General features: G+C 69.8%; 12 protein-coding genes. 4 read left to right on the top strand and 8 right to left on the bottom strand.

Going from position 1 to position 13298, the window contains the following annotated elements:
* Positions 1 to 13 precede the first annotated feature (13 nt).
* On the top strand, positions 14 to 136 hold the full coding sequence (locus tag ACW17V_RS16275; RefSeq protein ID WP_492106100.1) for a hypothetical protein: 123 nt from the start codon (positions 14 to 16) through the stop codon (positions 134 to 136).
* Positions 137 to 357: 221 nt separating this feature from the next.
* Entirely contained in the window at positions 358 to 1569 is a 1212-nt protein-coding gene (locus ACW17V_RS16270) for an OmpA family protein (RefSeq protein ID WP_492106099.1), read from the top strand.
* A 271-nt stretch (positions 1570 to 1840) separates the two neighbouring features.
* Here the strand turns inward: ACW17V_RS16270 and mnmC2 are convergent, their stop codons facing one another.
* From mnmC2 to motA, 3 genes are all read right to left on the bottom strand, one after another.
* A complete protein-coding gene (gene mnmC2, locus ACW17V_RS16265) occupies positions 1841 to 3628 on the bottom strand; it encodes a tRNA (5-methylaminomethyl-2-thiouridine)(34)-methyltransferase MnmC2 (protein WP_492106098.1) in 1788 nt (595 codons plus the stop codon).
* Between the two features lie 117 nt (positions 3629 to 3745).
* Complete coding sequence (locus tag ACW17V_RS16260; RefSeq protein WP_492106097.1) at positions 3746 to 4069, bottom strand: hypothetical protein; 324 nt, start codon at positions 4067 to 4069, stop codon at positions 3746 to 3748.
* Between the two features lie 147 nt (positions 4070 to 4216).
* The gene (gene motA / locus ACW17V_RS16255; RefSeq protein WP_492106096.1) at positions 4217 to 5086 is read right to left on the bottom strand and encodes a flagellar motor stator protein MotA; all 870 of its coding nucleotides are present in this window, start codon (positions 5084 to 5086) and stop codon (positions 4217 to 4219) included.
* 121 nt (positions 5087 to 5207) lie between these two features.
* Between motA and ACW17V_RS16250 the strand changes: the two genes are divergently transcribed.
* Positions 5208 to 6518 carry an MFS transporter gene (locus tag ACW17V_RS16250; RefSeq protein ID WP_492106095.1) on the top strand — a complete coding sequence of 437 codons (1311 nt, stop codon included), beginning with the start codon at positions 5208 to 5210 and terminating at the stop codon, positions 6516 to 6518.
* Here ACW17V_RS16250 and fixK read toward each other — a convergent pair.
* On the bottom strand, positions 6515 to 7156 hold the full coding sequence (gene fixK / locus ACW17V_RS16245) for a transcriptional regulator FixK (protein WP_492106094.1): 642 nt from the start codon (positions 7154 to 7156) through the stop codon (positions 6515 to 6517). The genes ACW17V_RS16250 and fixK overlap by 4 nt on opposite strands.
* Positions 7157 to 7318: 162 nt before the next feature.
* Between fixK and ACW17V_RS16240 the strand changes: the two genes are divergently transcribed.
* Complete coding sequence (locus tag ACW17V_RS16240; protein ID WP_492106093.1) at positions 7319 to 7696, top strand: response regulator; 378 nt, start codon at positions 7319 to 7321, stop codon at positions 7694 to 7696.
* On the opposite strand, the gene fixJ is transcribed toward ACW17V_RS16240, so the two are convergent.
* The 4 genes from fixJ to cydD all read right to left on the bottom strand — a co-directional run bounded on the left by fixJ (position 7693) and on the right by cydD (position 13266).
* Positions 7693 to 8295 carry a response regulator FixJ gene (fixJ, locus tag ACW17V_RS16235; RefSeq protein WP_492106092.1) on the bottom strand — a complete coding sequence of 201 codons (603 nt, stop codon included), beginning with the start codon at positions 8293 to 8295 and terminating at the stop codon, positions 7693 to 7695. The genes ACW17V_RS16240 and fixJ overlap by 4 nt on opposite strands.
* A complete protein-coding gene (locus ACW17V_RS16230) occupies positions 8288 to 9754 on the bottom strand; it encodes a PAS domain S-box protein (RefSeq protein ID WP_492106091.1) in 1467 nt (488 codons plus the stop codon). The genes fixJ and ACW17V_RS16230 overlap by 8 nt, the downstream gene beginning before the upstream one ends.
* 192 nt (positions 9755 to 9946) lie before the next feature.
* A complete protein-coding gene (locus ACW17V_RS16225; protein ID WP_492106090.1) occupies positions 9947 to 11617 on the bottom strand; it encodes an amino acid ABC transporter ATP-binding/permease protein in 1671 nt (556 codons plus the stop codon).
* Entirely contained in the window at positions 11614 to 13266 is a 1653-nt protein-coding gene (gene cydD, locus ACW17V_RS16220; RefSeq protein WP_492106089.1) for a thiol reductant ABC exporter subunit CydD, read from the bottom strand. The genes ACW17V_RS16225 and cydD overlap by 4 nt, the downstream gene beginning before the upstream one ends.
* Between the last annotated feature and the right edge of the window lie 32 nt (positions 13267 to 13298).

Genomic DNA, 13298 nt, shown 5'->3' with positions numbered 1-13298 from the left:
GCGAGGTCCAAACATGGCCGACGAAGCCATCATCAACACTGCCGCAGAGACGGTGGAAGACGGTCAAACGGGTCCGTTGGACGACCGTGGAAAAACCCACCCAATCGGCCCTGTCGCGTCCACCATTCCCTTCTAATCAAATCCCCTGACCACGCTCGCGCTGTTCGGTCTGGCGCGTGTTTCAGCTCGGCTGGTCGACGTCTCCGGACATCCCCGCCGACACGGTTCCGGGACCGAATAGGCCCTTTTCCTCAAATGTGGCTGTTTTGCCACATACGAAATCCCCGCTGCCGCGTTTGTCCTGTCGGGTCCGCCTTATGGGTCGGCTCCACGACAATTCTAGCGAGGGTGCAAACCATGAGATTCCAATTGTTGGCCGGCGTCGCGGTGGTCGCGCTTTGCGTCGCCACGAGCGCGTCAGCTCAAAGCGCGACGAGCGGTTGGTACGTTGCTGGCGACGCCGGCTACCACATGCCCAAGGACGTCAAGGCGACGTCGTCCACGGGGTACAACTGGGACTTCTCCCAGAAGGAAGACTGGGCGGCCTTTGGTCGTCTGGGCTACAAGTTCTCGCCCAACTGGCGCGTTGAAGCCGAATACGGCTATCGCGGCGCCGACATTGACGGCGTTCGCGGTTCGGGACTTTCCGGCGCCCAGCCGATCGGTCTCTGCACCGCCGGCCCGGTCCGCACCGCGGCGTCGCCCGATTGCGGCGAGCCGAATGGCGAGATGAAGGCCACCACGGCGATGGCCAATGTCATCTATGACTTCATGCCGGAGTCGAGCCTCCATCCGTTCATCGGCGCGGGCGCCGGCGTGGCCTGGGTGCATAACAAGGTCTATGGTCAGCTGAGCGGCGTTCCGGCCGGCGGCGCGCCGTTCCAGAATGTCAGCTTCGACGACGTTGATCAGGCCTTCGCCTATCAGGGTCTGCTGGGTCTGGCCTGGGACTTCGCCCCCAACTGGAGCATGGACCTGACCGGCCGCTATCTGGCCACCAAGGACCTCAAGTGGGGTCAGGTGACGCAGAACGCCGGCCCGGGCGTCGGCTCGATCACCGACACGGGCATCTATGAAGGCAAATACAAGGACACCTCGGTGACCCTGGGCGTGCGCTACACCTTCGGCGCGCCGCCGCCCCCGCCGGCTCCTCCGCCCCCGCCCCCGATGGCTCCCCCGGCTCCCCCGCCCGAGCCGCCGGCTCCCCCGCCCCCGCCGCCGGCTCCGGTCTATGAAGCGCGCGAGTTCGTGGTCTACTTCCCGTTCGATCAGTACGTCCTGACGCCGGAAGCACAGTCGGTGGTCCAACAGGCCGCTGACTACGCCAAGGCCGGCATGGCCACCAAGCTGACGATCACGGGTCACACCGATACGTCGGGTTCGGACCGCTACAACGCCCGTCTGTCGGAACGCCGCGCCAAGGCCGTCGCCGATGGTCTGGTGGGTATGGGCGTCGCCGCCACTGCCGTGGCTGTTGACTGGAAGGGCGAAAGCGCTCCCGCCGTCGCCACCGGTGATGGCGTGAAGGAACCGCTGAACCGTCGTTCGACGATCTCGATCAACTTCTAAGATCGACGTCAGACGAGAAGATTGGGGCTCGACCGAAAGGTCGGGCCCTTTTTCTTTGAAGGTCATCCAAAACGAAAGACGCTCCCGATGGGGCGTCGGGAGCGTCACCGTCGGCGGCCCAGAGGGCGAAGAGGCCGCCGCCATGGGCCGACTGGGGGAGTCGGCCTCACGTCTTCGGGCGCCGTCTTCGGAGGCGGACGCCCTTCGTCAGCCCGAACTGGCCTGACAAAAGCTCGATCACGCGGACCCGTGAGTCCAATTCCAAGCTCGACTATACGCCGGCTCTCGCCACGGGCGAGTCAAAACGGCCCGGTGAGACCAACCGCGACAATTCGCGCGGGAGAGGCGACGGCGCGCCGGTCGCCACGGCCACGATGTGCTCGGCCAGCAAGGGCGCCAGGCAGAACCCTCGCGCGCCCAGACCGCCCAGCACGAACAGTCCGTCCGCCAGTCGACCCGCCAGCGGCAGGTGGTCTGCCGTGGTGACGCGGGTTGCGGCGCGCCCGGACAGCGGAGCCCCGACCAGCCGGGCGGCCAGCGCAGGCAGGCCCTTGGCCAGGGTCTCCAGATTGCGCGCGTGATCCTCGGGGCGCTCTTCGGTGTCCAGCACGTCCCGGTCGTGGGTGGCGCCAAACAGCAGACCGTCGCGGGTCGGTATGGCGTAGCCGCCGAACGCCGCCGCGGTCCGGCCGGGGCCCTCGGCAACGGCGGTCCAGCTGGCCTGGCCGCGCACGGGGCGATAGCGCAGGTCGGGCAGAAGGCCGCCCAGCCCCGCGCCGGCCGCGACCACGACCAGGTCGGCGCGCAGGATCTCGGCCCCCGCCGCGTCGAGCAGCCGCCAGCCGTCGGCGTCGCGCTCCAGGGCGTGGACCTGCGCCGTGATGATCTGGCCACGCCAGGCGTCCAGGATCGCGCGCGGCTCGACGACCAGAGCGCTCGCCATGGCCAGGGCGGCGCCGACCGGCTCGCCCAGGCGGTCTGACGCCGAGGCCAGCAGGGTCATCGACTCCTGCTCGAAGATGTCCTGCCCGGCGATGACGGTGAAGCGATCGGCGACCTGCGGGGTCTGGGCCAGTTGCAGCACGCCGCGCGCGATCACGGCCCCGGGCAGGGCTTCATACAGCTGCACCGCCCGCGCGAAGGCCTGGGCGGGAAACGCGGCGCGGGGTCCGCCGCCGGCGTCGAGGGCCGGGGTGACCAGGGCGGCGGGATTGCCCGAGGCCGGCGCCTCGTCGGCGTCGATGATGGTGGCTTTCAGGCCCTGTGACGCCGCGGCGCGGGCCAGGGCGGCGGCGGCGATCCCGCCGCCGATGATCGCCAGGCCGGCGGGGCGGGTAGGGGTGGGCGCTTCGCCTGGCAGCCAGGCCTCCAGCCGATCCTTCTTGCGGCCAAAGCCGGGGCGCTTGGCGATCTCGAAGCCGGCCGCCTGCAGGCCTCGGCGCACCGCGCCGGCCACGGTGAAGGTGGCGGCCCGCGCGCCCGGCGCCGAGCGGGTGGCCACGGCGGCCAGGATGTCCTCGCTCCACATCGCCGGATTGAGGGCGGGCGAAAAGCCGTCCAGGAACCAAGCGTCGGCCGCGCCGTCCCAGCTGTCCAGAGCCTGGCGCACGTCCATGACCGCCAGATCCAGGGTGGCGTTGAAGCTTGGCAGGTCAACGCGATGGAAGCCCCGGGCCTGACCCGGCCACTGGTCGAGCAGGGCCTGGGCGGCCTCGCCTAGTTCGGGCCAGACGGCCAGGGCGCGGGCGGCGTCCTCGCGGCTGATCGGATGGGCTTCGATCGAGAAGATGTGCAGTCGCGCCTGGGCAGGGGCTTCACGCCGCCAAAGATCCAGCAGGGCGGCGATGTTGAGGCCCGTGCCAAAGCCCAGCTCGCCGACCACCAGCCGGTCGCGCCCCGCGAAACTTTCCGGCATGCCGCAGCCGGTCAGGAACACGGCCCGGGTTTCGGCCAGGCCATCGGCGCTGGAGAAATAGACATCGCCATACAGCCGTGAGCGCGGCAGGCCGTCCTCGTTCCAGACGAGGGGCGAGGCGTCTTCGGGCGGGGCGTCGGTCATCAGGCGCTAGAGCCGTCCGGGCCGCCATCCTGTCAAGACACGGGCGACGTGGTGCGCCCACGAAAAAAGGGGCCGCCCGCGAGGACGACCCCTTTGATCTGGAGTGTGGCCTGCGGACTAGTGCGCGGCCTTCTTCTCTTCCGGAGCGGCGGCCGGCTGGGCCGGTTCCTTGGCCGGGGAGGCCGGGCCTTCGGCGGCGGCCATGGCGTCGCCCTCGGCGGCCGGGGCGGCGGCGGCGTCAGCGGCGGCCTTGTTGGCGTCAGCGGCGGCCTGGTCCTTGGCGGCGGCGGCGTCGGTCACCGTGCTGGCGCCCGCGGCTGCGGCCTCGGCGGCGGCCGTCGAGGCTTCGCCGCCCTCTTCCTTCTTGCCGCAGGCAGCGAGCGAGAGGGCCGATACGGCCACACCGGCGATGAGGAGCGTACGAAGAACGGTGGTGCTCATGGGAAATCCCTTGCGGCTGTTGGTCTGGCGCGTCGCGCACTGTTCCGCGCGGCGTCTGCCTTTCGCAGGGAATACCGGTTCGAACGGGCGCGCAAGCGTGAGTTCACGCCCCCGTGATTACTTCGGCGACAGACTCGGAAGGCCCTATCAGGCGTCGTTGGGGATCTGCGAAAGGGCTTCTTCCAGCTCCAGGAAGCTGGGCTGGGCGGTGCTGGGCACGTTACCGCGACCGATCTCGACCGAGATCTGGGCGGCGTTGCCGTGCAGGTGGGCGACCAGGACGGCCTGGATGATCTTGTAGAAGGCCGCGTCTTCGTCGATCACCGCCGCCAGGCGGGTCGCCATGGGACCAACCAGGCCGTAGGCCATGAACACGCCCATGAAGGTGCCGACCAGAGCGCCGCCGATCATGCCGCCCAGGACGGCCGGCGGCTCGGTGATCGAGCCCATGGTCTTGATGACGCCGAGCACGGCGGCGACGATACCCAGGGCGGGCAGGCCGTCGGACAGCTGCGTCAGGGCGTGGGCCGGACCGTGGGCTTCGTGATGGTGCTTTTCGAGTTGCTTCTCCATCGCGTCCTCGACCTGGTGGGGATCTTCCAGGTTCATGGTCATCATCCGCAGGGTGTCGCAGATGAAGTCGACGGCGAAGTGGTCCTTGGCGATCTTGGGATAGCGCGAGAAGATCGAGCTCTCGTGCGGCTTTTCGATGTGGCTTTCCAGGGCGATGACGCCCTTGGACTTCATCGTCTTGGTCAGCAGGAACAGCAGGGCCAGCAGGTCGCGATAGTCGGAGGCCTTCCACTTGGGGCCGGCGAAGATCTTACCGAAGGCGGCGCCCGTGCCCTTGATCACGGTCATCGAGTTGGCGATCAGGAACGCGGCGACGCCGGCTCCGCCGATCGCCATCAGCTCGTGCGGGGCGGCGTGAAGGATCACGTCCATCTTGCCGCCGGAGATGATGTAGCTGCCGAAGACCAGGGCGAAGAGCAGGACGATGCCGATGATCTGGAACATGACGGAAAGCCGACCCCGAGAATTGATGCGGCATCATCGCGATTAATGATTAAGCCAAGGTTCCCGGACGTGGGCCGGTGGCGAGTTGCACGCGGGCGGCGAGCGGCCTAACAGTCGTTTGATGTCTAGCGCCGCACAAGAAGCCCGGAGCAACCGGGGCGCCTTCGCGATCCTCTTCGGGGTGTCGGTGGTCTCGGCCATGGGCAACAGCGGCATGTGGTCGGTGCTGCCGGCCATCGGGCGGCAGATCGGCATCCCCGATGTGCTGGTGGCGGCGATCTTCTCGCTGTCTGCGGTGCTGTGGGCCGTCAGTTCGCCGTTCTGGGCCCGACAGTCCGACCTGCATGGCCGCAAGCCGCTGATCCTGCTGGGTCTGGTCGGCTTCTGCGTGTCCATGACCCTGTGCGCCATCGTGGTCAGCGCCGGCCTGCATCATGTTGTCGCACCCATGGTGATCTTCGTGCTGTTCCTGATGGCGCGAGCGCTGTTTGGCCTGTTCGGATCCGCGTCCAATCCCGCCACCCAGGCCTATATGGCCGAGCGCACCAGCCGCGAGGAGCGCACCCAGAGCATGGCCACCCTGGCCGGGGCCTTCGGTCTGGGCACGGTGGTTGGGCCCCTGCTGGCGCCGCTGTTTGTCCTGCCCGTGGTGGGGCTGGCGGGGCCAATGTACGCCTTCGCCATTCTGGCCGGGATCATGGTCATTGTCGTTCAGCGCGGCCTGCCCGAAACCTTCAAGCCGGGCGTGGTTGATACGCCGCCGCGCCGGGGCTTTGGCCTGTCGTTTCGGGGCGAGAGCGCCGCCCTCTGGAAGGACCCGCGCCTCAAGCCGTTCCTGATCTACGGCTTTCTGGTGGCCTCATGCCAGACCGCCCAGTCCCAGACCCTGGGCTTTCTGATCATCGACAAGCTGCAGCTGCCGCCGATGCAGGCCCAGGGCTACATCACCCTGGCCATGGCGGCCGGGGCGGTGGCCGGCCTGCTGGCCCAGTGGGGCCTGATCCGGATGTTTTCGATGCGCCCGCGCGATCTGATGCGCTGGGGCGTGGCGGCGGCGGCCGTGGGCAATGTGATCGTGGCTTTCGCGCCGGACTACGCGGCCGTGGCCATCGGTTTCGCCATCGCCAATCTGGGCTACGGCTTCGCGCGGCCGGGCTTTACGGCCGGCGCCTCGCTGTCGGTGGGCGCCAAGGACCAGGCCGGCGCCGCCGGAGCGATCGCCGCCATCAACGGCCTCAACGTCGTGTTCGGCCCGCTGTTCGTGATGCTCTATCGCTGGATCGGCTGGGGGCCGTTCGTGCTCAACGCCGTGATCCTGCTGGGCCTGCTGGTCTACGCCCTGCGCCAGGCGGCCCTGCGCAAGATCAGCGACGCCGACCCGCAGGAAGAGGCCACCCTGGCCAGTCTCGAACGCAGCGACGAAGGCGGCTAATTCGACAGCCGCCGCAGGGCCGCGCGGTCGCGCAGCACGATGTGACGCGTGGTCGGAATGGCGATCACCCCGTCGGCCTGAAGCTGGGTGAGGGTGCGTGACACCGTCTCGATCGTCAGGCCCAGATAGTCGGCCATGTCCTGCCGCGACATCGGGATGTCCAGCTCATCACCGCCGGTGCGATCGGCCAGATCGACCAGCAGGCCGACCACCCGCTCGCGCGCCGACTTGCGACCCAGCATCAGCACATGGTCCTGGCTGCGTTTCAGACCCTCGACCGTCAGGCGAAACAGCGCCTGGGCGACATCGGAGCGCTGGGCGGCCAGCTGGCTGAGCGCGCCGCGCCGCACCATGCGCACGGTGGTTTCAGTCATGGCCTCGGCCGACACCCGGTGCAGGTCGCCGGGCTCGATACCGAAATAGTCGCCGGCGAAGTGGAACTCGTCGATCTGCCGCCGCCCATCGCGCAGGGTCCGGCAGGTGCGAACCGAGCCGGAAATGACCTGATAGACGTGGTCGGCGCTTTCGCCCTCGCCGAAGATCTCTTCGTCGCGGGCATGGCGCAGGCACGGCCCGGTAAAGCCGAACGGCGCGAAAATCTGGGACGGAACGTCAGAGTGGCGAAGCGGAGAAAGCATGTGGCGGCCCCTTATTGGATGTTGTTCTGGGACTCGCGGGACGCGGGGTAAATTCGGGTGCGACGCCTAAGGGGCGTTACTTAAGCGCGGCTGCGGAGCTTTTCGCGATCAGGCTTGCGCTCGATCAAGGCGAGGTCCGGGTGGGCATGCTCTGCTCATCCCATGTGCGGTGTTTCCAACGCCCTGGATGGCGAGCGCGCCCGGCGCCCCCTGATCGTGGTTCTCGATGAAGACGAGGCCCTGCGAGAGGCCCTGCGCTTTTCCCTGGAGACCGAGGGTTACCGGGTCAGCGTCTTTGGCGAGGCCGAGGCGTTGCTGGCGTGCTGGAACCGCCTGGGCTCCGCCTGTTTCGTGCTGGACGAGACGGCCTGCGACGCCCGCCTGAAGGCCCTGCTGGGTCGGCGACGCGCGCCCGTGATCCTGATGTCGGCGGGCCAGACGCGCCGCCAGCCGATCGGGGCCAGGGTCAGGGTCGTCGAAAAGCCTCTGATGAACGACGCGCTCAGCCGGCAGATCGCCGACGCGCTCGCGGTCGGCTAGCTGCGCACCGACAGGGTCATCCGCACCAGGGCGGCCAGGTTGTCGGCATGCATCTTGGTCATCAGCTTGGCGCGATAGATTTCGACGGTGCGCGGGCTGATCCCCAGTTCACGGGCGATGACCTTGTTGGGATGGCCGGCGACGACGCCGTCCAGCACCTGGCGTTCGCGCTCCGACAGGGTGTCGAGGCGATGTAGAATCTCGGTCTGGTCGCCCGACAGGCCCGGCGCCTCGATGGCGTTCATGGCCCGCTTCAGGGCGTCCAGGATGCGGCTTTCCGAGAACGGCTTTTCGATGAAGTCCACGACGCCCGATCGCATGGCCTCCACCGCCATCGGGATGTCGCCGTGGCCGGTAATCATGATGACGGGCATGCGGGCGTTCAGCGCCGCCAGCCGGGCGACCAGTTCCTGGCCGCTCATCTCGGGCATGCGCACATCGGTGATCACGCAGCCCGGCCTGGCGGTCGGCAGGGCGTCCAGGAAGGCCGGCGCGCTGTCATAGGCGACCACCTGGAAGTCGGCGGACTCCAGCAGGAAGGCCAGGGACTCCCGGGCGCTTTCGTCGTCATCGACCACATGAACCACGGCCTCAGTCATGGATGTCGTCCTCCTGGTCGGCCGGCGGCAGGGTGAAGCGGAAGATGGTTCCGCCGCCCGGATTGGGCTCGGCCCAGATCCGTCCGCCATGAGCCTCGATGATCGAGCGCGAGATGGAAAGCCCCACGCCCATGCCCTGGGGCTTGGTGGTCATGAAGGGCTGGAACAGCTTGTCGCGCACCGCGTCGGTGATGCCGGCGCCGCTGTCGGTGACACTGACCCGGGCCCAGCCCTCTTCGGTCAGATCGCTGGCGATGACCAGTTCGCGGCGCGGCATGTTTTCCATGGCGTCGATGCCGTTGCGGATCAGGTTCAGCAGCACCTGCTGGATCTGCACGCGGTCGGCGAACACCTGGTCAGCCTGGGGATCCAGCGAGAGGCGCACATCGACCTGGCGTTCCTTTTCGCCGATCAGAGCCAGGGCGCTGGCCTCCTCGACCAGCTTGGACAGGCTTTCGACCTCGCGTTCGCTGGCCCCGCGCCGCACGAAATCGCGCATCTTGTGGATGACGTCGCCGGCGCGCAGGGCCTGAGCGGCGGCGCGATCGATGGCGTCGCGCACCTTGGCCTGATCGGCGGGGCGGCCGCGATCCATCAGCCGGCGTGAACCGGTCAGCAGGTTGGCGATGGCCGAAAGGGGCTGGTTCAGCTCGTGGGCCAGGGCCGAGGCCATTTCGCCCACCGCTGTCAGGCGCGAAACGTGGACCAGCTCGTTCTGCAACTCCTGCAAGCGGGTCTCGGTCTGCTGGCGATCGGTCAGGTCGCGGATGAAGCCGGTATAGGAGGGGCGGGGACCCTTGGTCTCGCCGACCGCCAGCTCCATCGGAAAGGTCGAGCCGTCCTTGCGCTCGCCCACCACGACGCGACCCACACCGATGATCCGCTTCTCGCCGGTCACGGCGTAGCGGCGCAGAAAGCCGTCGTGGGCCTGGCGGTTGGGGCTGGGCATCAGCAGGTTGACGTTCTGGCCGATAGCCTCGGCGGCCGTCCAGCCGAACAGGCGCTCGGCGGCCGGACTGAACGAGGTCATGATCCCTTCGCGGTCGATCACCACGACGGCGTCGGGCACGGTGTCGAGGATCGACTGCAGGTGGGCGTTGGTCGCCGCCGCCCGCCGCCGCGCCGCGTGGAACCAGCCACCGCCGATGGCCATGCCCATGCCGACAATCAGGAAGATCACGCTGCTCAGAGCGCCGACCAGGGTCGGCGCGTCGTCCTGGGTCACCAGGCCGACCGCCACGCTGGCGCAGACCGTGGCGAACAGGCCGCAAATCAGGCCGCCCAGCGCCGCGCTGACCAGGACGGCGGGAATGAACAACAGGAAGGACGAGGCCGCCGTGAACGCCTCGCCCAGAGACAGCCGCAGCACGAAGGTGGCCGCGATCGCCACGGCGGCCACGACGTAGGGACCAGGTCGCGGGTCGCTGAACAGGGGGTAAGGGGTCGGCCGGACCGCCATCGTGTCGTGTCTCAGTCGCGCGAGAGCGCTGTTGGGCTCTTATAGCCGAGGGTTGGATCTGCGCGAGGCGTCATGACCAGCCGGCCGCTACGGGCCCTTGATCGAGGTCAAAGCGTTCGATCCCCGCCCGGTTCAGCTTTGCGATTTCAGCAAGGGAGAGCCTCCATGTCGGGCGGACAATTCGCATATCTTTCACTGGTCGTCGGCGCCTTCTCGGTGTTCGCGGTCGTGCTGTTCAGCGTCTATATCCACGCCAACAGGAACTAGGGCGAGCGGGGCGGACACGGTCAGCGTCCGCCCGCACATCGCCAGCGGCGCGGGCCGGTGACTGACCAGCACCAAGCCCTGGCCGGTGCGGTCCAGCCGCGCGGCCAGCCGGTCCAGAACCACGGCTTCGGTTGCGGCGTCCAGGCCCTCGGTCGGTTCGTCCAGCAACAACCACGGCGCGGGCCGCAGCAGGGCGCGGGCCAGGGACAGTCGCCGCCGTTCCCCGCCGGAGAGGCGCTCGCCATTGTCGCCGAGCCAGGCGTTCAGACCCGTGGGCGCCGAGCGGATGCGGTCGTCCAGGGCGGCGTCGTGAAGGGCGGCCCACATCTCGTCTTCGGAAGCGTCCGCCGCGGCCAGACGCAGGTTGTCGGCCACGGTGCCGGCGATCAGGGCGGCGTCCTGGGGCGCCAGGGCGAAGGCCGCGCGCGCCGTCGCCGGGTCAAGACCGGCCAGATCGGCGCTGCCCAGCGCGAGCGTTCCGGGCGCGCTGGGGCGCAGGGCAACCAGGCGCTCCAGCAGTGTCGTCTTGCCGGCCCCGGACGGTCCGGTGATCGCGATGCGGTCTCCCGGCGCGAAGTCCTGATCCAGCAGTCGCAGCCCGGGCGCCGCCGGGCCGGGCGTGGCGGTCTCCGTCGGGGCGTACCGCAGCGCGGTGTCCAGACGTTCGGCCGCCTGGTCGGCGGCGCCATCCTGGTCGAAGGCGGCGGCGAGGTTGGAGACACCTTCCACCGCCATCGCGGCCGCCAGACCGGCCAGCGCCGCCAGCGCCGGGCCGGCCGGGACGGCCAGGACCACGGCGATGACGACCGCCAGGCCGAGGATCGCGGCCTGCGAGAAGGCGATCCACCCCTTGGCGCGGGCGGCGCTCAGTCGGGCCTCATCGACGGCCTCGCCCTGCGTCGCCAGCGTCTGGCTGGCCCAGGCTTCCAGGCCATAGGCGCGCAGTTCGGGCGAAGCGGCGGACAGACTGGCGGCGACGTCCTTCAGCGCGCCCATCCGGGTCTGGATTTCGCGCCCGGCGGGGGCGGAGATGCGGCGGGCCAGGGCGCGGGCGACCAGGATCGCGGCGGCGGCCGACAGCAGGATCGCAAGGGCCGTCGTCCAGCCCGACAGCGCGCCCAGCGTGACCCCCGCGGCGACGGCGGCGCCCGCGCCCCAGGGCGCTGACAGCCGCACGAACCGGGTCTCGACCGCATCGACATCCTGCACCAGACGGGCTGAAGCCTCGCCGCCGGAAAGGGCCAGGGCCTTGGCGGGCGGGGCGGCGGCGAGCGCGGAAAACAGGACCGGCCGGATCGCGGCCAGCGACCGCAGGGCGGCGGCATGCGCGCTGAGGCGTTCGCCATAGCGCGCGCCGGTGCGCAGGATGGCCAGCAGGCGGATGGCGGCGCTGGGCAGCAGCACATTGAAGGCCTGGGCCGTGGCCAGCCCCGCCAGCCCGGCCAGGGCCGAGGCGGTGATGAACCAGCCCGACAGGCCCAGCAGCAGGGTGGAGGCGCCTCCGACGACGGCGGCGCAGGCGGCGGCCAACATCAGGCCCTCGGCATGGCGGCGACGCTGGGCGCGGATCAGGGCCTGAAGCGGCGAGGCGCTCATGTCAGTCTCACCACGTGGTCGGCCAGGTCGGCCACCGCCTGCGAGTGCGTGGCGATCAGGGTGGTGCGACCCACGGCGGCCTCGCGGAGGGCGGCCAGCAGGTCGGCCTCGGCGGCGGCGTCGAGATTGGCGGTGGGCTCGTCCATCAGCAGGATCGGCCCGGGTTTCAGGATGGCGCGGGCCAGGGACAGCCGCCGGCGCTCGCCGCCCGAAAGTCCGCCGCCGCGTTCGTCCAGCCAGGCGTCCAGGCCGCCCGGCCGCACGGCCAGGGCGCCGGCCAGGCCCACGCGCTGGGCGGCGACCTCGATCTGCTCGCGGGTCGCGTCGCGGTGGGCCAGGGCGATGTTGTCGGCCAGCGAGCCCGGCGTGATCAGCGGGTGCTGGCCGGCCCAGGCGATCTGGCCCGACAGCGCGCCAAGCTCCGCCAGCGGGCGGCCGTCGATCAGCACCGCGCCGGCGCTGAGCGGCGCCAGGTCTAGCAGCAGATTCAGAAGGGAGGTCTTGCCCGAGCCGCTGGGACCCAGCAGGGCGACGATCTTTCCGGCCGGGATCTCCAGATCGAAGTCCCGCAGCGTCGGCGCGTCGGCGTCGGGATAGTGGACGCTGACCCCGCTGAACCGGATCACGGGCGGCGCGGTCAGGATCGGCGCGGCCGGGCGCGGTTGCGGGCAGGGCAGGGCGATCAGGCTGGCGGTCGCGGCCTCGGCGGCTTGCCGGTCATGATAGGCGGCGGCCAGGCGGCGCATCGGCAGATAGACTTCCGGCGCCAGCGCCAGAACGAAGAAGGCGCGCTTGAGGTCCAGCTGCTCCGGAACCGGGAAGGGCAGGAGGCGCAGCAGGTTGAAGCCGCAATAGACCGCCACCAGGGCCACCGACAGGGCGGCGAAGAATTCCAGCGCGCCGGACGAGAAGAAGGCCACCCGTAGGACGCGAATGGTGCGGGTCGCCAGCTCGTCGGCGGAGCGGGCCAGGTCGCGCGTGATCCGGCTCTCGGCCTGGAAGGCCAGCACCACCGGCAGGGCGCGCACCCGGTCGAGGAACAGGCCCGACAGACGCTCCAGGGCGACGAACTGGGCGCGGGATTCGGCGGCCGCCGCCGTGCCCGCCAGGGCCATGGCGATGATGAAGGGGATCAGGGCCCCCAGAAGGATACCGGCGGCGATCGGGCTGGCGACGGCGGCGACGGCGATCAGGGCCAGCGGCGTGGCGGTCGCCGCGAACCGCGCCGGCAGAAAGCGTGAGACATGGCCGTCCAGCGCCTCGACGCCCTCGACGACGGCGGTGGTCGCATCGCCGCTCGACATCGCGGCGCCGGGCCTGCGACCGATCAGCGCGGCGGCGGCGTCGTGGCGGGCGACGGTCTTGACCTGGGCGGCGGCTCTCGCGCCGGCTTCACCGGCCAGCTTGGCCATCACGCCGCGAGCGATCATGGCCACGGCCAGCAGCGCCAGCCATCCCTGAAAGCCCCGTCCTGTGGCCAGGGCGTCGATGGCGCAGGCCAGGGCGGCGGCGAAGGCGACGGCCGCCGCCCCATCCAGCAGGATCCACGCGCGAGCGTGGCGCAGGGGGTTTGCGCCGGCCCTTGCGAGGCTCTTCAATCTTATCGCGACCTGAGAGGGGCCAGCGATAAGCGCTGGACGAGCTTGCATGGCTCTAGTGTAGTTTGACCGCGCTCGTTGGC

The sequence above is a fragment of the Caulobacter sp. FV2ye17ST genome, assembly GCF_058680955.1.
The sequence above is the reverse complement of the archived record's forward strand: the minus strand, read 5'-3'. Positions and strand labels throughout refer to the sequence as shown.